Raw genomic sequence first — 19,934 nt, forward strand, 5'->3', positions numbered from 1 at the left:
CAATGGCCGCCGCACTGTTTATTCCCGAACTGGGCCATCTGGCGATGATCCTCGCCCTGTGTTTTGCACTCGTCCAAGCGCTGGTGCCGATGCTCGGCGCGTGGCGCGGCGACCGCTTGTGGATGAGCCTGGCGCAACCGGCGGCGTGGGGCCAGTTTGCCTTTCTGCTGTTTGCCTTTGGCTGCCTGACCTATGCGTTCATGACCGACGATTTCTCCGTCGGCTACGTGGCGATGAACTCCAACAGCGCGCTGCCCTGGTACTACAAATTCAGCGCGGTGTGGGGCGCCCACGAAGGTTCCCTGCTGCTGTGGGCGTTGATCCTCGGCGGCTGGACCTTCGCCGTGTCGGTGTTCTCCCGGCAGTTGCCGCAAGTCATGCTCGCCCGCGTCCTGGCGGTGATGGGCATGATCAGCACCGGTTTCCTGCTGTTCCTGATTCTTACCTCGAACCCGTTCTCGCGGATCCTGCCGCAGATTCCCGCTGACGGTCGCGACCTCAACCCGTTGCTGCAAGACATCGGCCTGATCGTGCATCCGCCAATGCTGTACATGGGCTATGTCGGTTTCTCCGTGGCGTTCGCGTTTGCCATCGCCGCGCTGCTCGGCGGGCGTCTCGATGCGGCGTGGGCGCGCTGGTCGCGGCCATGGACCATCGTCGCCTGGGCCTTCCTCGGCATCGGCATCACCCTCGGTTCGTGGTGGGCGTATTACGAACTCGGCTGGGGCGGCTGGTGGTTCTGGGACCCGGTGGAAAACGCCTCGTTCATGCCATGGCTGGTCGGCACCGCGTTGATTCACTCGCTGGCGGTCACCGAGAAACGCGGCGTGTTCAAGAGCTGGACGGTGTTGCTGGCGATCGCCGCGTTCTCGTTGAGCCTGCTCGGCACTTTCCTCGTACGTTCAGGCGTGCTGACTTCGGTGCATGCCTTCGCTTCGGATCCCGAGCGCGGTGTGTTCATCCTGATTTTCCTGCTGTTCGTGGTGGGCGGTTCGCTGACCCTTTTCGCCCTGCGCGCGCCAGTGGTGAAAAGTCAGGTCGGGTTCAATCTGTGGTCCCGTGAGACTTTGCTGCTGGGCAACAACCTGGTGCTGGTTGTCGCTGCATCGATGATCCTCCTTGGGACCTTGTATCCGCTGATTCTTGATGCCATCAGTGGCGCCAAGCTGTCGGTCGGCCCGCCTTACTTCAATGCGTTGTTCATTCCGTTGATGGCGTTGCTGATGCTGGTCATGGCGATCGGCGTGATCGTGCGCTGGAAGGACACGCCAGTGAAATGGCTGGCGAGCATGCTCACTCCGGTGCTGCTCGGCAGCGTCGCATTGGCCGTGGTGGCCGGCGTGGCTTATGGCGATTTCAACTGGGCAGTGATTGCGACGTTCCTGCTGGCGGCGTGGGTGTTGCTCGCCGGCGTGCGCGATCTGTTCGACAAGACTCGCCACAAAGGCCTGATCAAAGGTTTGCCGACGCTGACCCGCAGCTATTGGGGCATGCAGATCGCTCACCTCGGCATCGCGGTGTGCGCGCTGGGCGTAGTGTTGTCGAGCCAGAACAGTGCCGAGCGCGACCTGCGTCTGGCGCCGGGCGAGTCGATGGATCTGGCCGGCTATCAATTCGTCTTCGAGGGCGCGAAGCATTTCGAAGGGCCGAATTTCACCTCGGACAAAGGCACCATCCGCGTCATTCGTGACGGCGAGGAAATCAGCGTGCTGCACCCGGAAAAGCGTCTGTACACCGTGCAGAACTCGGTGATGACCGAAGCCGGGATCGATGCCGGTTTCACTCGCGATCTCTACGTCGCCCTCGGCGAGCCGCTGGATAATGGCGCCTGGGCCGTGCGCGTACACGTCAAACCGTTTGTGCGCTGGATCTGGTTCGGCGGCTTGCTCACCGGATTGGGTGGTTTGCTGGCGGCGCTGGATCGGCGTTATCGGGTCAAGGTGAAAAGCAAAGTGCGCGAAGCGCTGGGCATGACGGGAGCGGCGGCATGAGGCGTTGGTTGATGTTGTTGCCGTTGGCGATTTTTCTGCTGGTGGCGGTGTTTCTCTATCGCGGCTTGTACCTGGATCCGGCGGAGCTGCCGTCGGCGATGATCGACAAGCCGTTCCCGGAGTTTTCCCTGCCAAGTGTGCAGGGTGACAAGACGCTGACCAAGGCCGACATTCTCGGCAAACCGGCGCTGGTCAATGTCTGGGGCACCTGGTGCATTTCCTGCCGGGTCGAGCACCCGGTGCTGAACAAACTCGCCGAGCGCGGCGTGGTGATCTACGGCATCAACTACAAGGACACCAACGCTGATGCCTTGAAGTGGCTGGCGGAATTCCACAATCCATATGCGCTGGATATTCGTGACGACGAGGGTTCGCTGGGCTTGAATCTTGGTGTCTACGGCGCGCCGGAAACCTTCTTTATCGACGCCAAAGGCATCATCCGCGACAAGTTCGTCGGGGTGATCGACGAGCAGGTCTGGCGCGAAAAACTCGCGGCCAAGTATCAGGCGCTGGTCGATGAGGCCAAGCCATGAAGCGTTTTCTCGCTGCGGTCGTGTTGGGTTTGAGCCTGGCCGGTGTCGCCCACGCGGCCATCGATACCTACGAATTTGCCAAAGAGGGTGACCGCGAGCGTTTCCGCGAGCTGACCAAGGAACTGCGCTGCCCCAAATGTCAGAACCAGGACATCGCCGACTCCAACGCACCGATTGCCGCCGACCTGCGCAAAGAGATTTTCCGCATGCTCGGCGAGGGCAAGGACAATCAGCAGATCATCGACTTCATGGTCGATCGCTATGGTGATTTCGTTCGCTATAAACCGGCGCTCAATGCGAAGACCGCGCTGTTGTGGTTCGGCCCGGCCGCTCTGCTGCTCGGCGGTTTTGTGGTGATCGTGCTGATCGTGCGCAGGCGTCGCGGGCAACGCGCCGAAACGCCGTCATCGCTGTCTGCCGAAGAACGTCAGCGCCTCGACCAACTGTTGGATAAAAACCAAGAATGATTGATTTCTGGCTCGCCGCAGGGCTGTTGCTTCTGGTCGCCCTGAGTTTTCTGCTGATCCCGGTACTGCGCGAACGCCGCGCTCAGCGGGAAGAAGATCGCACCGCGTTGAACGTCGCGCTGTACCAGGAACGGGTTGCCGAGCTGCAAGCGCAGCAGGCCGAAGGCGTGCTCGACGCCGCGCAACTGGACAGCGGCCGCGCAGAAGCCGCGCGTGAATTGCTCGCTGACACCGAAGGCGTCACCGCACCGCGTGTCTCCCGCCTGGGCAAGCCGTTGCCGCTGCTGGCCGCCGTGTTGGTACCGGTGCTGGGTCTCGGTCTGTACCTGCATTTCGGCGCCGCCGACAAGGTCGAACTGACCCGCGAATTCGCTCAGGCACCACAGTCGATGGAAGAGATGACCCAGCGTCTGGAGCGTGCGGTTGCCGCGCAACCGGATTCCGCTGAAGGCCTGTATTTCCTCGGCCGTACCTACATGGCTCAAGACCGTCCGGCAGACGCGGCGAAGATGTTCGAACGCGCCGCCAACCTCGCCGGTCGCCAGCCGGAACTGCTCGGCCAGTGGGCGCAGGCGCAGTATTTTGCTGACGGTAAAAAGTGGTCGGAGCAGATTCAGAAATTGACCGACGAAGCGCTGAAGGCCGATCCGAAGGAAGTTACCAGCCTCGGCCTGCTCGGCATCGCCGCGTTCGAAGGCGAGCGTTATCAGGAGGCCATCGACTACTGGAATCGCCTGCTCGCGCAACTGCCGCCGGATGACAACTCTCGCGCTGCGCTGCAAGGCGGCATCGAGCGTGCCGCCGAACGCTTGAAAGCCAGCGGCGGCAAAGTTGCCCAGGCACCGGCGCCGAAAGCGGCATTGCTGACAGTCAGCGTTGATCTGGCCAGCGAACTCAGGAGCAAGGTGCAACCGGGCGACAGCGTGTTCATCTTCGCCCGCGCCACTTCAGGCCCACCGGCGCCGCTGGCGGCCAAACGTCTGACCGTGGCTGACCTGCCGGTGACCGTCGAACTGGGCGATGCCGACGCAATGATGCCGCAGTTGAAACTGTCCAACTTCCCTGAAGTCCAACTGGTTGCGCGCATCTCACGGGCCGGTCAACCGACTGCCGGTGAGTGGATCGGTCGCAGCGGCCCAGTGGCCAGCAGCACCACCGCGCCACAAAAACTGACTATCGACAGCCCGGACAAGTAACCGGACCCAACAGGAAAGCACCGCCATGCACACCATCGCCCGCATCACAGTCCTCACACTGGCCCTGGGCTTGAGTGCATGTGCGGTACAACGCCCGGAACCGACCACCAGCCTGCCGCCAATCCCGCCCTCGCAGCCAAGCCCGACCCCGTCGACCTCGCCGAGCCCCGGCAAGAGCATCCCGGCCAAACCCGCCAAGCCCGTGCCCCGCACCTCGGCCAGCTTCGCCCCGCCACCGGGCGGCAACAGCCACTGGGACCAGAAGCTCGGCGTCTACGTGCTCGACGACCAGACCAACACCTTCTACCGCCAGCGCACCTACTACCGCTGGAACAACGGCTGGAGCCGCTCGGTCAGCCCCAACGGCCCGTGGGAAGACACCAACATCCACGGCGTCCCGCCGGGGTTGGGCAAGAAATTCGGGCAGTAAGAGAAACGGCGATCCTGGGATCGCCGTTTTTTTGCGTCTGATTCTCAGAGAATCGCACGATAGTGACCTAACGCCTTTACCGACTCGACCAATCCTTGCCGTTGGAGAAAGCCGAGATATTTGTCCACCTCCACATTGGGCGTTTTCAATTGCCGTCGCTGGCTTTGAGCCGCAGCGACGACGGCAGCCGAATCAAGATGGAAAAGGTTTTCCACAAACTCATCCGGGTGCTGAGCTTCAATGCCGTATGGCGCGAGGTGACGGGTGGGGAAATCTTTCAGGTTGAACGTCACTATTACATCGGCACCGCATCGGATTGCGGCCGCTAGAACATAGCGGTCGTTCTCAGCAGGCAGTGTCAGGCCTGACACCAAGTCTTCATAGCCATCGATACACGCGTCTGGAATGGCCAGGTCCATCAATTGCGATGTGCGATCGAGTTGTTCGAGGGTCAGGTCGGACCTGTTCTTCAATAAGTTACGCTTCCATTCGTGGTGTATTTCCTGAGTCCAGCGAGCCCGATACAGCCCTGACAACGCGAGCCACATCAGGAAATCTCTTAAAGGGGCCGGATATAAAACGCATGCATCGTATACAGCAGTGAAAGAGGAATGCCTCACTCGTATCCTGTCCTTAGCGCCTGTGCCTGCTCCGCGAGAAGCATCATTGCCTGCTCGCTGGCGGTGTCTCGCCGGGTTTTATATTCCATCAGATCAGCAAAACGCACACGTCGGTGCTTGCCTGTTTTGTGGTAGGAAATCTCACCGCTCTCCAGCAGTTTGATCATGTGCGGACGTGAGACGTTGAGCAGATCGGCAGCTTCCTGCGTGGTCAGTTCCGCGTGGATCGGTACCACCTTCACAGCGTTGCCCTGCGCCAGCGCCGCGAGGATATCGCTCAGCAAGCGCAACGCCGATGTTGGCAGCTCGACGCTGTGGGCTTCGTTCTGTTCATCAAAAATCTGGATTCGCTGAGTTTCAAAAGCGGTTGTGAGGAAGGCGCTCAGGGCGCGCTGGCCTGCAATCGCGGCTTTGACCTCTCGTTCGACAGGCAGATTGATGGCAGATGGAGTAGCGGTGGTCATAAGACTGTTCCAGCATTCTATGGAAGGATGTGTCGACGTTATTCGAATTAAACGAAATTCGCAATAAACGAAACTGGTGCAGGAATACTTTGTAAAACTACCAACCATCACCCCGTCCCATTCTGTGCTTGAGTAAAGATAACTCTAGAGTTACTTTTAATGGGCCAGGCCAAGGAGGCGGTTGGTGCAGAGCAGGCTATTGATGAAGGAGCTGGAGGAGGCGGGCTGGACGCTGGATCGGGTTGCGGGCAGTCATTACATCTTCACTCATCGTTACAACCCGAACACTATTGCCGTCCCGCATCCGAAAAAGGATTTACCGCTGGGGACAGTCAAAAGCATTCGGCGGCGCGCGGGGTTATTCAGCCCGCCAACCCGTCATGAAGGAGATCCGTAATGCAATATCCCATCTGCATCGAGTGGGGTGACGAGAACACTGCCATCGGTATTCAGATCCCCGATATTCCCGGCGCAGTCACGGCCGGGGACAGCTTTGAGGAGGCCTACAACGCGGCCGTGGAAGTGGCTCACCTCATGCTGCAGGAGATCGCGGCGGCCGGTCAGGCGATTCCGATGCCGACCTCGGCAGCGGCGCATCGCAATCATCCGGATTTTGCCGAGATGGGCTGGGGCATGCTGGAGCTGGATATCTCGCCGTACCTTGGCAAGACCGAAAAGGTCAACGTTACGCTGCCCGGCTATGTGATTCAGCGTATTGATCGCTATGTACGCGAGCACAACGTCAAAAGCCGCTCCTCGTTTCTGGCGGATGCGGCGATGGAGAAACTGGTTCGGTATTGAGGGTCTGCGCAATTGTGGGAGCGAGCCTGCTCGCGAAGGCGTCAGGTCAGGCACTGATCTATGGCTGACACACCGCCTTCGCGAGCAGGCTCGCTCCCACTATGACATCGCGTCAGGACGCGACTTTTCGCTGCGCCAGCGCAGCGTTTTGCGATGCACTCAGAAACCGCAACAACGCCAACAACGGAAACACGCTGCCGACAATCACGATCCACAACCAGCCGCCATGCTCGTACACCGCGCTGGCCACCGACGAGCCGAACGCGCCGCCGATGAAGATGCTGGTCATGTACAGCGCGTTCAAACGGCCACGACTTTTCGCGTCCAGCGAGTACACCGCGCGTTGGCCCAGGACCATGTTCATCTGCACGCAGAAGTCCAGCACCACGCCGGTCACGGCCAGGCCGATGACGCTGTAGGCCGGGTGAATGAAGGCGGGGAGAAAGCTCAGGCTGGCGAACAGCATGGCCAGCAGCGAGGCGATGCGTGTGTGACCGGCATCAGCGAGGCGGCCGCTGATTGGCGCGGCGATGGCACCGATGGCGCCGACCAGGGCGAAGATCGCGATTTCGCTTTGCGACAGGCCATGGTTGCGTGCCAGCTCCAGCGGCACGGCGGTCCAGAACAGGCTGAACGTGGCGAACATGCAGCCCTGATAAAACGCCCGCTGACGCAGCACCGGTTGCTGGCGCAGCAGCGTCCACAGCGAGCCGATCAATTGGCCATAAGTTGCGCTGTGATCGGGCTGGCGCTTGGGCACGGTCAGTGCCAGCACCACGCTGATTGCCGCCATCAACGCTGCGGCGATCATGAACATGGCGCGCCAGCCGAGGTGATCGGCGACCACACTCGACACCGGTCGCGCCAACAGAATACCCAGCAGCAAACCGCCCATGATCCCGCCCACCACGCGACCACGGGACTCTTCCGGCGCCAGATGCGCGGCCAGCGGAATAAGGATCTGCACCGACACCGAGCTGAAACCGACCAGCAGCGAGATCAGCAGAAATATGTTCGGCTGTTCAGTGAACGCGGCGCCAAGCAGACTGGCGATCGCCACGACCGTGGTGATGATCATCAGCCGCCGGTTCTCCAACAGATCCCCCAACGGCACCAGAAAGAACAGGCCCAACGCGTAACCGATCTGGGTCAGCGAGACGATGAAACTGGCCATGGTGTCGGAGAGGCCGATGTCCGGCGCGATCAGGCCGATGATCGGCTGTGCGTAGTAGATGTTGGCAACGATGGCGCCGCAGCAGAACGCGAACAGCAGGACCATGCCTCGGGTCATTGCGTGAGGAGTGGTGGTCATAGGGGATCTCGGGTCGGGCACAGGAAAGCGCTGAGGCTAATGGACAACGTGGACTGGCAGAAGACGTTTTCGGATGATAACTGTTATTACGCAGTGTAATGAGCGGTATTGCCGCGCAACAAAAAGGCGACCCGGTGGGTCGCCTTTTGATTTTTCAGACCAAGCCTTACTGCCCGCTATAAATCTGATCGAACACGCCACCATCATTGAAGTGGGTTTTCTGCACCGTGCGCCAGTCACCAAACGTCTTCTCCACCGAAAGGAAGTCGACTTTCGGGAAACGGTCGGTGTACTTCGCCAGCACCGCCGGGTCACGCGGGCGCAAGTAGTTGGCCGCCGCAATTTCCTGTCCTTCCGGCGACCACAGGTACTTCAGATACTCATCAGCCGCAGCGCGCGAGCCCTTCTTGTCGACCACTTTGTCGACCACCGAAACCGGGGGCTCGGCTTCCGCTGAGACGGTCGGGTAGATGACTTCGAACTGATCGCGACCGAACTCGCGGGCGATCATTTCCGCTTCGTTTTCGAAGGTCACCAGCACGTCGCCGATCTGGTTGGTCATGAACGTGGTGGTGGCGGCGCGGCCACCGGTATCGAGTACCGGCGCCTGCTTGAACAGCTTGCCGACGAAGTCCTTGGCCTTATTCTCGTCGCCACCGTTTTTCAGCACATAGCCCCAGGCCGACAGGTAGGTGTAGCGGCCGTTACCCGAAGTTTTCGGGTTGGGCACGATCACCTGTACGCCGTCCTTGAGCAGATCCGGCCAGTCTTTCAAAGCTTTCGGGTTGCCCTTGCGGACAATGAACACCGTCGCCGAGGTGAACGGTGCGCTGTTGTTCGGCAGGCGCGTGACCCAGTTGTCCGGCACCAGTTTGCCGTTGTCGGCGAGGGCGTTGATGTCGGTGGCCATGTTCATGGTAATGACGTCAGCCGGCAGGCCGTCGATCACCGAACGCGCCTGCTTGCTCGAGCCGCCGAAGGACATCTGCACGGTGATGTTTTCGTTGTGCTCGGCTTGCCAGTGCTTCTGGAACGCAGTGTTGTAGTCCTTGTAGAAATCGCGCATCACGTCGTAGGAAACGTTAAGCAGCGTCGGTGCTGCTTCGGCGATGTTGGCCAAGGCCAGGCCGGCGGCGAGAAGTGAGGCGCCAAAGAGTTTTTTCACTGCGCATTCCTTGTTCTGTGGGGGTGTTGTGTAAAAAGTGAGGCCATTTGCCAGCGACTATAGCGGGCCTCGCATAGTCGCTTAAAGATTAAAAAGCTCTGTGCTTATTCCACTTTCTTGAACAGCTGACTGCCGCAGCGCGAACAGAACGCTGCGCTCTGTTCATGGCTCTTTTTCTGGCAGCCCGGGCAGTCATGTTGCAGCTGTTCGCCGCGCATGGCGTTGGCCAGCTCAGCGGTGAAAATCCCTGTGGGCACGGCGATGATCGAGTAACCGGTGATCATCACCAGCGAGGAAATCACCTGGCCCAGCGGCGTCTTCGGCACGATGTCGCCGAAGCCCACAGTGGTCAAGGTCACGATCGCCCAATAGATGCCTTTGGGAATGCTGGTGAAGCCATGTTCCGGGCCTTCGATCACGTACATCAGCGTGCCGAACACTGTCACCAGCGTGCACACGCTGACCAGAAACACGACGATTTTCTGCTTGCTGCCACGCAGCGCCGACATCAGATAGTTGGCTTGCTTGAGATACGGGCTGAGCTTGAGCACACGGAAAATCCGCAGCATCCGAATGATGCGGATGATCAGCAGATACTGCGCATCGCTGTAGTACAGCGCGAGGATGCCCGGCACGATCGCCAGCAGATCCACCAGGCCATAAAAGCTGAAGGCATAGCGCAGCGGCTTGGGCGAGCAGTACAGACGCAGGATGTATTCGCCGAGGAAGATCGCCGTGAAGCCCCACTCTATATAGGCCAGAACGTCGGCGTAATTACGGTGAATGCTGTCGATACTGTCGAGCATCACGATCACCAGACTGGCGAGGATGATCAACAGCAGAATGCCGTCGAAGCGACGCCCGGCCGGGGTGTCGCTCTGGAAAATCATGACGTAAAGCCGTTCGCGCCAATTGTTGCTGCTGTCCATGGATAACGCCTGAATCGAAGATCAGCGCAGCCTAGGGTGATTCTCCTCATGAGCGCAAGACTCATGCGCGAGCGACGCTTTGCCAAGCATTTGAATGCCGGCACGAATCAACCAGCAGGCGAGGATGAACGGCGCGGTCAGCGTGGCCAGCCCGAGGGCGGCAAACAGCGGCGTCACCAGCAAGGCCAGGACAATGGCGAGCAGCGGCAGCCACGGATTTTGTCGCTGAGCGCTGAAGGCGAGGGCGGCGAGTACAGCGTTGTAGCCACCGAGCCCGAGCAGTGCGGCGGACGTGTCGTGGTGCAGCAGACTCGAGCCGAGGCCGATCGCCGACGCCAGCAGCGCCCAGCAGAACGCGCGGCGATCGGCGAGCAGCAAACCGCTGGCGATCAACGCCCCGGCCAATGGATGGTCAAGAAACATCACCTGGCCGAATCCGCGCAGTTCAGCGGCCAGCAGATTTGTCGTGTTCAGGTCGGGCGATGCCATCGGCGTGGCCGGTTCGGTGAACACCAGCAGCACCCAACTTATCGCCACGAACGGCGAGGTGTAGGCCGGTATGGCGCGACTGCGGTACACGTGTTTGAGCCATTGCTGAGTAAGCATCGCGCTCAAGCCACCGGCTGCAAGAATCAACGGCGGCAGCAGTGGCGACCAAGGGAAATACAGGCTCAGCAGCAGGCCGAGCAGCACGCCGTTGTAGCTGAACAACCCGGCCTGGCGATCGGCCTTGGCGTAGTTGCGCTGCTGCGCGGTGAGCAGACCGGCAACGCCACCGAGCAGCGCCCCGGCGAACAGCACCGGCGCCGTCAGCAGAATCGCCAACAGACACAGCAGGCCGCACAGCGGATGGCGCTGAAAGAAAATCTGACTGAAACCGTTGAGCAAAGCCTCGGCCCAGTCGGGGCAGTGGGTGTTGAAGTGATTGGCAGGCATGTTGAGAAAATCTGGGCAGTTGGAACATCAAAAGGTCTTGCAAGTCCCTGTGGCGAGGGGATTTAGCGAAACGTCGCACCGCCCCGTTCGGCTGCGCAGCAGTCGTCGCTTTTGAGGGTGTGACGGTTTCCACAGAGAAACCGCATTCTCCGATGGGGGGCCGCTTCGCAGCCCAACGGGAATAAATCCCCTCGCCACAAGGTTATGCACCCACTTTTAGGGTGGGTTAAATCAACGTCTCGATGCGCAGCGAATTGGTCGATCCCGGCTGCCCGAACGGCACGCCGGCGGTGATCAGCAGCGTGTCGCCACGCTCGGCCATGCCTTGCGCCTGAGCAATCTCCAGTGCGGTCGAGCAGACTTCGTCGACCTGACGCAGGCGATCGTTGACCACCGAATGAATGCCCCACGCCACGCTCAAGCGCCGCGCCGTTTGCAGGTTCGGCGTCAGATTGAGGATCGGTGCTTTCGGCCGTTCCCGCGATGCGCGCAACGTCGAGGCGCCGGACTCGCTGTAATTGACCAGCACCGCCACCGGCAGCACGTTGCTGATCCGGCGGATCGCACAGCTGATTGCATCGGAAACCGTCGCCTCGGCTTTCGGTCGGCTGACGTCAAGCTGGGTCTGATAATCCGGGCCGTTCTCAACTTGACGGATGATCTTGCTCATCATCTGCACGGCTTCCAGCGGGTATTCGCCGGACGCGGTTTCCGCCGAGAGCATCACCGCATCGGCGCCTTCGGCCACGGCGTTGGCGACGTCAGTCACCTCGGCACGGGTTGGGGCAGGGGAGAAGCGCATTGACTCGAGCATCTGTGTCGCCACCACCACCGGTTTGCCCAGCGCGCGGCAGGTGGTGATGATGTTTTTCTGAATCTGCGGCACGCTCTCCGCCGGCACTTCCACACCAAGATCGCCGCGCGCGACCATGATCGCGTCGCTCAACTCAGCAATCTCACGTAGTTGCTCGACCGCCGAAGGCTTCTCGATTTTCGCCATCAGAAACGCCTTGTCGCCGATCAATGCGCGGGCTTCGACAATGTCCTGCGGGCGCTGTACGAACGACAGCGCGACCCAGTCCACACCCAATTCCAGGCCGAAGCTCAAATCGCGGCGATCCTTGGCGGTCAGCGGGCTGAGGTCGAGCACCGCTTGCGGCACATTCACGCCTTTGCGATCGGACAGTTCGCCGCCGTTGAGCACGCTGGTGTCGATCGCATCGGCGTACTTGGTGACCACGCGCAGGCGCAGCTTGCCGTCGTCGAGCAGCAGGTCCATGCCCGCTTCCAGCGCGGCAATGATTTCCGGATGCGGCAGGTTGACCCGGCGCTCATCGCCCGGTGTCGCATCGAGATCCAAGCGGAACGCCTGACCGCGATGCAACTGCACCTTGCCGTCAGCGAACTTGCCCACACGCAGTTTCGGCCCTTGCAGGTCCATCAGAATGCCCAGCGGATAGTTGAGCTGGCGCTCGACTTCGCGGATCCATTGATAGCGCTTGGCGTGGTCGGCGTGATCGCCATGGCTGAAATTCAGCCGGAAGATGTTGACCCCGGCCTCGACCAGCTCGCGGATGTCGTCGATACCGTCGACCGCAGGGCCGAGGGTGGCGAGGATTTTGACCTTTTTATCAGGCGTCATGATTTGCAGTTCTCAAGGATCAGAATGGCGCGGAAGTCGTTGACGTTAGTGCGGGTCGGCTCGGTGACGATCAGCGCATCGAGCGCCTGGAAGTAGCCATAGCCGTTGTTGTTATCCAGCTCGTCGCTGGCGCTCAGACCCAGTGCGGCGGCGCGGGCGTAGCTGTCCGGAGTCATGATTGCGCCGGCGTTGTCTTCCGAGCCGTCGATGCCATCGGTGTCGCCGGCCAGCGCGTAGACGCCGGGCTGGCCCTTGAGGCTGTCGGTCAGGCTGAGGAGGAATTCGGCGTTACGCCCGCCACGGCCATTGCCGCGCACGGTTACCGTGGTCTCACCGCCAGAAAGAATCACGCACGGCGTCGCCAGTGGCTGGCCGTGATTGATGATCTGTCGGGCGATGCCGGCGTGGACTTTCGCCACTTCGCGGGATTCGCCTTCGAGGTCGCCGAGAATCAAGGTGCTGAAACCGGCCTGACGGCACTTCACCGCCGCCGCGTCTAGCGATTGCTGCGGGCGGGCGATCAACTGGAAGTGGCTGCGCGCCAGGGACGGGTCGCCGGGTTTGACGGTTTCCGATTCCGGACTTTGCAGCCAGGTGCGCACGGAGGCGGGAATGTCGATGCCGTAGCGCTTGATGATCGCCAGTGCTTCGGCCGAAGTGCTCGGGTCGGCCACGGTCGGCCCGGAGGCGATGACGGTGGCGAGGTCGCCGGGCACATCGGAAATCGCGTAGGTGTAAACCGTCGCCGGCCAGCAGGCCTTGCCGAGGCGGCCACCCTTGATCGCCGAGAGGTGCTTGCGCACGCAGTTCATCTCGCCGATGGTCGCGCCGGATTTGAGCAGGGCTTTGTTGATCGCCTGCTTGTCAGCGAGGGTAATGCCTTCGGCTGGCAGGGCGAGCAGGGCAGAGCCGCCGCCGGAGAGCAGGAAGATCACGCGGTCGTCTTCAGTGAGGTTGCTGACCAGCTCCAGCACGCGTTTGGCCACGGCCAGCCCGGCCGCATCCGGCACCGGGTGTGCGGCTTCGACCACTTCGATTTTTTCGCACGGGGCGCCGTGGCCGTAGCGGGTCACCACCAGGCCGGTGACTTCACCCTCCCAGCAGCGCTCGACCACTTGCGCCATGGCGGCAGCGGCTTTGCCGGCGCCGATGACGATCAACCGACCGGTGCGATCGGCAGGCAAATGGGCTTCGAGGACTTGGTTCGGATGGGCCGCGTCGATGGCTGTGGCAAACAGCTCGCGCAGCAGTTGTTGCGGATCGACCGACATGGCGGGCTCCCGGAATTCTTGTTATTCGAAAGGGCAACTCGGAACCCTTGTGGGAGCGAGCCTGCTCGCGAACGCGGCATGTCAGCCAACATGGATGTTGGATGTGAAGCCGCTTTCGCGAGCAGGCTCGCTCCCACAGGGTTTTGTGCAGGCTTTATTTATTGTCGCGAATCGAGAAATTGGCCATGTGCTCCAGGCCCTTGATCAGCGCCGAGTGGTCCCAGTTGCTGCCGCCGATGGCCGCGCAGGTGCTGAATACCTGCTGGGCATTGGCGGTGTTCGGCAGATTGATGTTCAGCTCCTTGGCGCCTTGCAGGGCCAGGTTCAGGTCCTTCTGGTGCAGGCTGATGCGGAAGCCCGGGTCGAAGGTACCTTTGATCATGCGCTCGCCGTGCACTTCGAGGATCTTCGAAGAAGCGAAACCGCCCATCAGCGCTTCACGCACCTTGGCCGGATCGGCACCGTTTTTCGAGGCGAACAGCAGGGCTTCGGCTACGGCCTGGATGTTCAGCGCGACGATGATCTGGTTCGCCACTTTGGCGGTCTGGCCGTCGCCATTGCCACCAACCAGGGTGATGTTCTTGCCCATGGCCTGGAACAGCGGCAGGGCGCGTTCGAAGGCATCGGCGTCGCCACCGACCATGATGCTCAGGGTTGCGGCCTTGGCGCCGACTTCACCGCCGGAAACCGGAGCGTCGAGGTACTGCGCGCCTTTCTCGTTGATTTTGGCGGCGAAGGCTTTGGTGGCGGTCGGCGAAATCGAGCTCATGTCGATCACGACTTTGCCCTTGCCGATACCGGCCGCGACGCCGTCGGCGCGGAACAGCACGTCATCGACCTGCGGGGTATCCGGAACCATGACGATGATGAATTCGGCTTCCTGCGCCACTTCGCGCGGGTTGGCCAGGGCGACGGCGCCAGCGGCGACCAGATCGGCCGGGGCCGCGTCGTGGTGTTGCGACAGGAACAGGCTGTGACCGGCTTTCTGCAGGTTCGCCGCCATTGGGTGGCCCATGATGCCGGTGCCGATGAATCCGATTTTAGCCATGAGAAAATCCTCTTGTTTTTTTCGTGCTCAAGCAAATAGGGGAGCTGCTTTTCATGTGGGAGCGAGCCTGCTCGCGAATGCGGTGGAACATTCAATATCCGTGTTGACTGAACCACCGCATTCGCGAGCAGGCTCGCTCCCACAGGGGATTTGCTGTGTTTCTTAGATTGCGTTGTGTGATTTCAACCAACCCAGGCCCGCTTCGGTGGTGGTCAGCGGTTTGTATTCGCAACCGACCCAACCCTGATAACCGATGCGATCAAGGTGTTCGAACAGGAAGCGGTAGTTGATCTCACCAGTGCCCGGCTCGTTGCGCCCCGGGTTGTCCGCGAGTTGCACGTGGTTGATCTCGCCCAGGTGCGATTGCAGGGTGCGGGCCAGATCGCCTTCCATGATTTGCATGTGATAGATGTCGTATTGCAGGAACAGATTGGCGCTGCCGACCTGCTCGCGAATCGACAGGGCCTGCGCCGTGTTGTTCAGGTAGAAACCTGGAATGTCGCGGGTGTTGATCGCTTCCATCACCAGTTTGATGCCCACCGCTTGCAGCTTGTCGGCGGCGTATTTGAGGTTGGCAACGAAGGTCTTTTCCACAGTGGCATCGTCAACGCCTTGCGGGCGGATACCGGCCAGGCAGTTGACCTGGGTGTTGCCCAGCACTTGTGCGTAAGCGATCGCCAGATCGACCCCGGCGCGGAACTCTTCGACCCGATCCGGCAGGCAAGCGATGCCACGCTCGCCCTTGGCCCAGTCACCGGCCGGCAGGTTGAACAGCACTTGGGTCAGCCCGTTGGCCTCGAGTTTTGCCTTGATTTCAGCCGAGCTGAAGTCGTACGGGAACAGGTATTCCACCCCACTGAAACCGGCCTTGGCGGCGGCGTCGAAACGGGCAAGGAAATCCTGTTCGGTGAACAGCATGGACAGGTTGGCTGCGAAACGCGGCATGGTGGTCTCCTAAAAACTGATGAGGCACGGTAGGTCAGACTGAACGCGATCAGTCCCCTCTCCTTGGGGAGAGGGTTAGGGTGAGGGGGAATCCTGAGTCAGATCCCGATTGTGCGAACACCGCAAAACCTTTCCCTCACCCCAGCCCTCTCCCAGAGGGAGAGGGGGCTAAAAGCAATCAATCGAGCAACGAAATCGCCGTCGGCGCATCGTTGCCGACCAGTGCCAGGTCCTCGAACTCGTTGACCGCGTTGATCTCGGTACCCATGGAGATGTTGGTCACACGCTCCAGAATGATCTCGACGATCACCGGCACCTTGAACTCTTCGATCATCTGCTCGGCCTTGCGCAGGGCAGGGGCGATTTCCGACGGTTCGAACACACGCAGTGCCTTGCAGCCGAGGCCTTCGGCGACTGCGATGTGGTCAACCCCGTAACCGTTGAGTTCCGGCGCATTCAGGTTATCGAAGGACAGCTGCACGCAGTAGTCCATTTCGAACCCGCGCTGGGCCTGACGGATCAGGCCCAGGTACGAGTTGTTCACCACGACGTGGATGTACGGCAGTTTGAACTGAGCGCCGACCGCCAGTTCTTCGATCATGAACTGGAAATCATAGTCCCCCGACAGGGCCACGACTTTCCGGTTCGGATCGGCCTTCACCACGCCCAGCGCTGCCGGAATGGTCCAGCCCAACGGGCCGGCCTGGCCACAGTTGATCCAGTGACGCGGTTTGTAGACGTGCAGGAACTGCGCGCCGGCAATCTGCGACAGACCAATGGTGCTGACGTAGCAGGTGTCCTTGCCGAACACCTGGTTCATTTCTTCGTAAACGCGCTGCGGCTTGACCGGCACGTTGTCGAAGTGGGTCTTGCGATGCAGGCTGGCCTTGCGCTGCTGGCAATCCTGCAGCCAGGCGCTGCGGTTCTTCAGCTTGCCGGCGGCTTGCCATTCACGGGCCACTTCGATGAACACGGTCAGCGCGGCAGCGGCGTCGGAAACGATGCCCAGATCCGGGGTGAACACGCGGCCGATCTGCGTGCCTTCGATGTCGACGTGAATGAACTTGCGGCCTTCGGTGTAGACATCCACCGAACCGGTGTGACGGTTGGCCCAGCGGTTGCCGATGCCCAGTACCACGTCGGATTTGAGCATCGTCGCGTTGCCGTAACGGTGCGAAGTCTGCAGACCAACCATGCCGACCATCAGCGGGTGATCGTCAGGGATGGTGCCCCAGCCCATCAGGGTCGGGATCACCGGGATGCCGGTCAGCTCAGCGAATTCAACCAGCAGATCGCTGGCGTCGGCGTTGATGATGCCACCACCGGCGACCAGCAATGGACGCTCGGCCTGATCCAGCAGCGCCAGAGCCTTCTCGACCTGCACGCGGGTCGCGGTCGGTTTGGCCAGTGGCAGCGGTTGGTAAGCGTCGATGTCGAATTCGATCTCGGCCATCTGCACGTCGAACGGCAGGTCGATCAGTACAGGGCCTGGACGACCGGAGCGCATTTCATAGAAGGCTTTCTGGAATGCGTAAGGCACCTGGCCCGGCTCCAGAACCGTGGTTGCCCACTTGGTGACTGGCTTGACGATGCTGGTGATGTCGACAGCCTGGAAATCTTCCTTGTGCATCCGGGCGCGGGGTGCTTGCCCGGTGATGCAGAGGATTGGAATCGAGTCAGCCGAGGCGCTGTAGAGCCCGGTGACCATATCGGTGCCGGCCGGGCCGGACGTGCCGATGCACACGCCGATATTGCCGGCCTTGGTGCGGGTGTAGCCCTCGGCCATGTGCGAGGCGCCTTCAACGTGGCGAGCAAGGACGTGATCGATGCCACCGACCTTCTGCAAGGCGGAGTACAGCGGGTTGATCGCTGCGCCCGGGATGCCAAAAGCGGTATCAACCCCTTCACGGCGCATCACCAGAACGGCGGCTTCGATTGCTCTCATTTTGCTCATGGTTTTGTGCCTCTTTACGTTTTGTAATTGTATACAAGTGGCTTTGCGCAGAGTGTATTCACGGCGGACGGCGCAGGTCAATCCATTTTCTCAAGCGCCTGTTTCATTCGTCGGAAGCCCGATGTGCTGTGGCTTTTCGTCGCATGTGGCGCTTTTCGAGAATTATTGTATACAAAAAAATAACTCATTGTGTTCTATTTGTGGCATTGGACTGCGGCACAAACGCGCAGTCCCACGACTTTCCCTATAACAAAATGAGGACGGCACCATGAGCGCTTTAACCTTGAAAGTCGCAGTCAACCTGGTCAGCGAAGCCATCAACGCAGGACGCGGCATCAACGCCGCACCGCTGACCATCGCGGTACTCGATACCGGCGGCCACCTGATCGCCCTGCAACGCGAAGACGGCGCCAGCCTGCTGCGCCCGAACATCGCCATCGGCAAAGCCTGGGGCGCCATCGCCTTGGGTAAAGGCTCACGCCTGCTCGCCCAGGACGCCCAACAACGCCCGGCGTTTTTTTCTTCGTTGAACAGCATGGGGCAGGGCAGCGTAGTGCCGGCTCCGGGTGGGGTGTTGATTCGAAATCAGGCGGGTGAAGTGCTGGGCGCGATCGGGATCAGTGGGGATTTGTCGGATGTGGATGAGCAGGTGGCAATTAAAGCGGTGGAGGCGCTGGATTTGAGGGCGGATGGCGGGGTGGTTGGTTGAATGTCAGTGTCTGAATGACCGCTTTCGCGAGCAGGCTCGCTCCCCCATTGGATCAGGGTTGGACACAAAATGTCTGAACACCTGAAGCCCACTGTGGGAGCGAGCCTGCTCGCGAATACGATCTGCGCTACACATCTTGCTAAAAGTCTGACGCTCCCTTTGCCATCTCCACGGCTAGCCTTCTCATGATCAACATATGAGAAGGCAACGGAATGCCGGGTTTATCTGCTTCACATCGCTTGCGCATCGGACGCTATTCAGAACACAACCGCATTTACCTTCTGACCGCCAATACCGCCGGGAGAGAACCTGTATTCAGCGATTTCTTCCTCGGCAGATTGCTTGTAAGCCAATTCAGGGCAGCTGAGGAAGCGGGATTGGCCAATTCTCTGGCTTGGGTCGTAATGCCAGATCATTTTCACTGGCTGATTGAATTGAAGAGTGGCTCGCTCGGCGAATTGATGCAGCGAACTAAATCCCTCAGCACCAAAGCGGTAAAGCTTTCGACCGGTAGAAAGTCCAGCCTTTGGCAACCTGGCTTCCATGACCGGGCACTGCGTAAAGAGGAGAATCTGGTGAAGATGGCTCGGTATGTCATTGCCAACCCATTGCGGGCAGGGCTGGTCAAAAGCCTTGGCGACTATCCGTTGTGGGATTCGATCTGGTTATGAGTTGAGGTCTGCGGTGCAGCTATTCGCGAGCAGGCTCGCTCCCACAGTGGATCTGGGTTGGACACAAAATGTCTGGACACCACAACCCCTGTGGGAGCGAGCCTGCTCGCGAAGCGGTTCCCCCGATCTCACCGATCCGGCTCACACCCCTTCAACACCAACCGGATAATCGTCTGCGCCGCCGCTTCATAATCGGCTTCATCAAGCTTGTCTTTCCCGGTCACCGCGGAAATCTGCCAGTCGAAGTCGGCGTAGGTCTGGGTCGCGGCCCAGATGCTGAACATCAGGTGGTTGGGGTCGATCGGGGCGATCTGGCCGCGGTCGATCCAGCTCTGGATGCAGGCGATGTTGTGTTTGGCCTGGGCGTTGAGCTGCTCTACCAGGTCAGCGCTCAGGTGCGGGGCGCCGTGCATGATTTCGCTGGCGAACACCTTGGAGGCGTAGGGCAGGTCGCGGGAGATGCGGATCTTCGAGCGGATGTAGCCGCTCAGCACTTCGCTCGGTACGCCGTCCGGGTTGAACGGGGTCGAGGCCTGCAGAATCGGCTCGATGATGCTTTCCAGCACCTCGCGATAGAGGTTTTCCTTGGATTTGAAGTAGTAGTAGACGTTGGGCTTGGGCAATCCCGCCTTGGCGGCGATGTCGCTGGTTTTGGTCGCCGCGAAGCCCTTGTCGGCAAACTCTTCGCTGGCGGCGCGCAGGATCAGTTCTTTGTTACGCTCGCGGATTGTGCTCATAAACCCGGTGGTTCCTTGCCTGTTCTGGCGGTGGCGCATGGTAGCACCGGCCTTGAGCGGCGCTCAACAATGCAGCCTGTGGCCGGCGGTCGCGTTATGCTTGGCAACATTCA

21 protein-coding genes are annotated in these 19,934 nt (G+C 60.5%); 9 read left to right on the forward strand and 12 right to left on the reverse strand.

The window, feature by feature from the left end; all coding sequences use genetic code 11:
* Positions 1 to 2: 2 nt before the first annotated feature.
* From J2Y39_RS03055 to J2Y39_RS03075, 5 genes are read left to right on the forward strand one after another with little or no spacing between them, the layout of a single operon-like run.
* The gene (locus J2Y39_RS03055; protein ID WP_056783848.1) at positions 3 to 1,991 is read left to right on the forward strand and encodes a heme lyase CcmF/NrfE family subunit; all 1,989 of its coding nucleotides are present in this window, start codon (positions 3 to 5) and stop codon (positions 1,989 to 1,991) included.
* Positions 1,988 to 2,524, forward strand: coding sequence for a DsbE family thiol:disulfide interchange protein (locus J2Y39_RS03060; protein WP_024012128.1), 537 nt, complete (start codon positions 1,988 to 1,990; stop codon positions 2,522 to 2,524). Before J2Y39_RS03055 ends, J2Y39_RS03060 begins: the two co-directional genes overlap by 4 nt.
* A complete protein-coding gene (locus tag J2Y39_RS03065) occupies positions 2,521 to 2,991 on the forward strand; it encodes a cytochrome c-type biogenesis protein (RefSeq protein WP_041479621.1) in 471 nt (156 codons plus the stop codon). Before J2Y39_RS03060 ends, J2Y39_RS03065 begins: the two co-directional genes overlap by 4 nt.
* Complete coding sequence (gene ccmI, locus J2Y39_RS03070; RefSeq protein WP_056783853.1) at positions 2,988 to 4,187, forward strand: c-type cytochrome biogenesis protein CcmI; 1,200 nt, start codon at positions 2,988 to 2,990, stop codon at positions 4,185 to 4,187. The genes J2Y39_RS03065 and ccmI overlap by 4 nt, the downstream gene beginning before the upstream one ends.
* A gap of 25 nt (positions 4,188 to 4,212) precedes the next feature.
* Complete coding sequence (locus tag J2Y39_RS03075) at positions 4,213 to 4,617, forward strand: hypothetical protein (RefSeq protein WP_016771039.1); 405 nt, start codon at positions 4,213 to 4,215, stop codon at positions 4,615 to 4,617.
* A 44-nt stretch (positions 4,618 to 4,661) separates the two neighbouring features.
* On the opposite strand, the gene J2Y39_RS03080 is transcribed toward J2Y39_RS03075, so the two are convergent.
* Both J2Y39_RS03080 and J2Y39_RS03085 read right to left on the reverse strand, forming a co-directional pair.
* Positions 4,662 to 5,237, reverse strand: coding sequence for a PIN domain-containing protein (locus J2Y39_RS03080; protein ID WP_056783857.1), 576 nt, complete (start codon positions 5,235 to 5,237; stop codon positions 4,662 to 4,664).
* Positions 5,234 to 5,701, reverse strand: a complete 468-nt coding sequence (locus J2Y39_RS03085; protein WP_056783858.1) for a helix-turn-helix domain-containing protein — start codon at positions 5,699 to 5,701, stop codon at positions 5,234 to 5,236. The genes J2Y39_RS03080 and J2Y39_RS03085 overlap by 4 nt, the downstream gene beginning before the upstream one ends.
* A gap of 184 nt (positions 5,702 to 5,885) precedes the next feature.
* On the opposite strand from J2Y39_RS03085, the gene J2Y39_RS03090 reads away from it, so the two are divergent.
* Together J2Y39_RS03090 and J2Y39_RS03095 are read left to right on the forward strand one after the other, a co-directional pair.
* The gene (locus J2Y39_RS03090) at positions 5,886 to 6,098 is read left to right on the forward strand and encodes a type II toxin-antitoxin system HicA family toxin (protein WP_041479616.1); all 213 of its coding nucleotides are present in this window, start codon (positions 5,886 to 5,888) and stop codon (positions 6,096 to 6,098) included.
* Positions 6,098 to 6,502 (forward strand): type II toxin-antitoxin system HicB family antitoxin, encoded by a 405-nt coding sequence (locus J2Y39_RS03095; RefSeq protein ID WP_016771035.1) that lies wholly within the window; start codon positions 6,098 to 6,100, stop codon positions 6,500 to 6,502. The genes J2Y39_RS03090 and J2Y39_RS03095 overlap by 1 nt, the downstream gene beginning before the upstream one ends.
* Positions 6,503 to 6,614: 112 nt before the next feature.
* Here J2Y39_RS03095 and J2Y39_RS03100 read toward each other — a convergent pair whose 3' ends face one another.
* From J2Y39_RS03100 to gcl, 9 genes are all read right to left on the reverse strand, one after another.
* Positions 6,615 to 7,814 (reverse strand): MFS transporter, encoded by a 1,200-nt coding sequence (locus J2Y39_RS03100; RefSeq protein ID WP_252869019.1) that lies wholly within the window; start codon positions 7,812 to 7,814, stop codon positions 6,615 to 6,617.
* A gap of 166 nt (positions 7,815 to 7,980) precedes the next feature.
* On the reverse strand, positions 7,981 to 8,979 hold the full coding sequence (locus J2Y39_RS03105) for a sulfate ABC transporter substrate-binding protein (RefSeq protein ID WP_217863988.1): 999 nt from the start codon (positions 8,977 to 8,979) through the stop codon (positions 7,981 to 7,983).
* A 104-nt stretch (positions 8,980 to 9,083) separates the two neighbouring features.
* Positions 9,084 to 9,908, reverse strand: coding sequence for an ion transporter (locus J2Y39_RS03110; protein ID WP_041479613.1), 825 nt, complete (start codon positions 9,906 to 9,908; stop codon positions 9,084 to 9,086).
* Between the two features lie 21 nt (positions 9,909 to 9,929).
* Positions 9,930 to 10,844, reverse strand: coding sequence for an urea transporter (locus J2Y39_RS03115; RefSeq protein WP_310215014.1), 915 nt, complete (start codon positions 10,842 to 10,844; stop codon positions 9,930 to 9,932).
* Between the two features lie 226 nt (positions 10,845 to 11,070).
* Positions 11,071 to 12,486 carry a pyruvate kinase gene (gene pyk / locus J2Y39_RS03120; protein WP_095180738.1) on the reverse strand — a complete coding sequence of 472 codons (1,416 nt, stop codon included), beginning with the start codon at positions 12,484 to 12,486 and terminating at the stop codon, positions 11,071 to 11,073.
* Positions 12,483 to 13,757 (reverse strand): glycerate kinase, encoded by a 1,275-nt coding sequence (locus J2Y39_RS03125; protein WP_310215016.1) that lies wholly within the window; start codon positions 13,755 to 13,757, stop codon positions 12,483 to 12,485. Before J2Y39_RS03125 ends, pyk begins: the two co-directional genes overlap by 4 nt.
* Before the next feature lie 154 nt (positions 13,758 to 13,911).
* A complete protein-coding gene (locus J2Y39_RS03130) occupies positions 13,912 to 14,805 on the reverse strand; it encodes a 2-hydroxy-3-oxopropionate reductase (RefSeq protein ID WP_016771028.1) in 894 nt (297 codons plus the stop codon).
* A gap of 162 nt (positions 14,806 to 14,967) precedes the next feature.
* Positions 14,968 to 15,750, reverse strand: a complete 783-nt coding sequence (gene hyi / locus J2Y39_RS03135; RefSeq protein WP_056783872.1) for a hydroxypyruvate isomerase — start codon at positions 15,748 to 15,750, stop codon at positions 14,968 to 14,970.
* A 178-nt stretch (positions 15,751 to 15,928) separates the two neighbouring features.
* Entirely contained in the window at positions 15,929 to 17,704 is a 1,776-nt protein-coding gene (gene gcl / locus J2Y39_RS03140; RefSeq protein WP_042607573.1) for a glyoxylate carboligase, read from the reverse strand.
* A gap of 268 nt (positions 17,705 to 17,972) precedes the next feature.
* Between gcl and J2Y39_RS03145 the strand changes: the two genes are divergently transcribed.
* Positions 17,973 to 18,413, forward strand: a complete 441-nt coding sequence (locus J2Y39_RS03145; protein WP_310215019.1) for a heme-binding protein — start codon at positions 17,973 to 17,975, stop codon at positions 18,411 to 18,413.
* Positions 18,414 to 18,625: 212 nt separating this feature from the next.
* On the forward strand, positions 18,626 to 19,084 hold the full coding sequence (locus J2Y39_RS03150) for an REP-associated tyrosine transposase (protein ID WP_310215022.1): 459 nt from the start codon (positions 18,626 to 18,628) through the stop codon (positions 19,082 to 19,084).
* A gap of 128 nt (positions 19,085 to 19,212) precedes the next feature.
* Here J2Y39_RS03150 and J2Y39_RS03155 read toward each other — a convergent pair whose 3' ends face one another.
* Positions 19,213 to 19,821 carry a TetR/AcrR family transcriptional regulator gene (locus tag J2Y39_RS03155; protein WP_041479604.1) on the reverse strand — a complete coding sequence of 203 codons (609 nt, stop codon included), beginning with the start codon at positions 19,819 to 19,821 and terminating at the stop codon, positions 19,213 to 19,215.
* Between the last annotated feature and the right edge of the window lie 113 nt (positions 19,822 to 19,934).

It is taken from the genome of Pseudomonas sp. 2957 (assembly GCF_031456345.1).
Lineage (GTDB): Bacteria > Pseudomonadota > Gammaproteobacteria > Pseudomonadales > Pseudomonadaceae > Aquipseudomonas > Aquipseudomonas siliginis.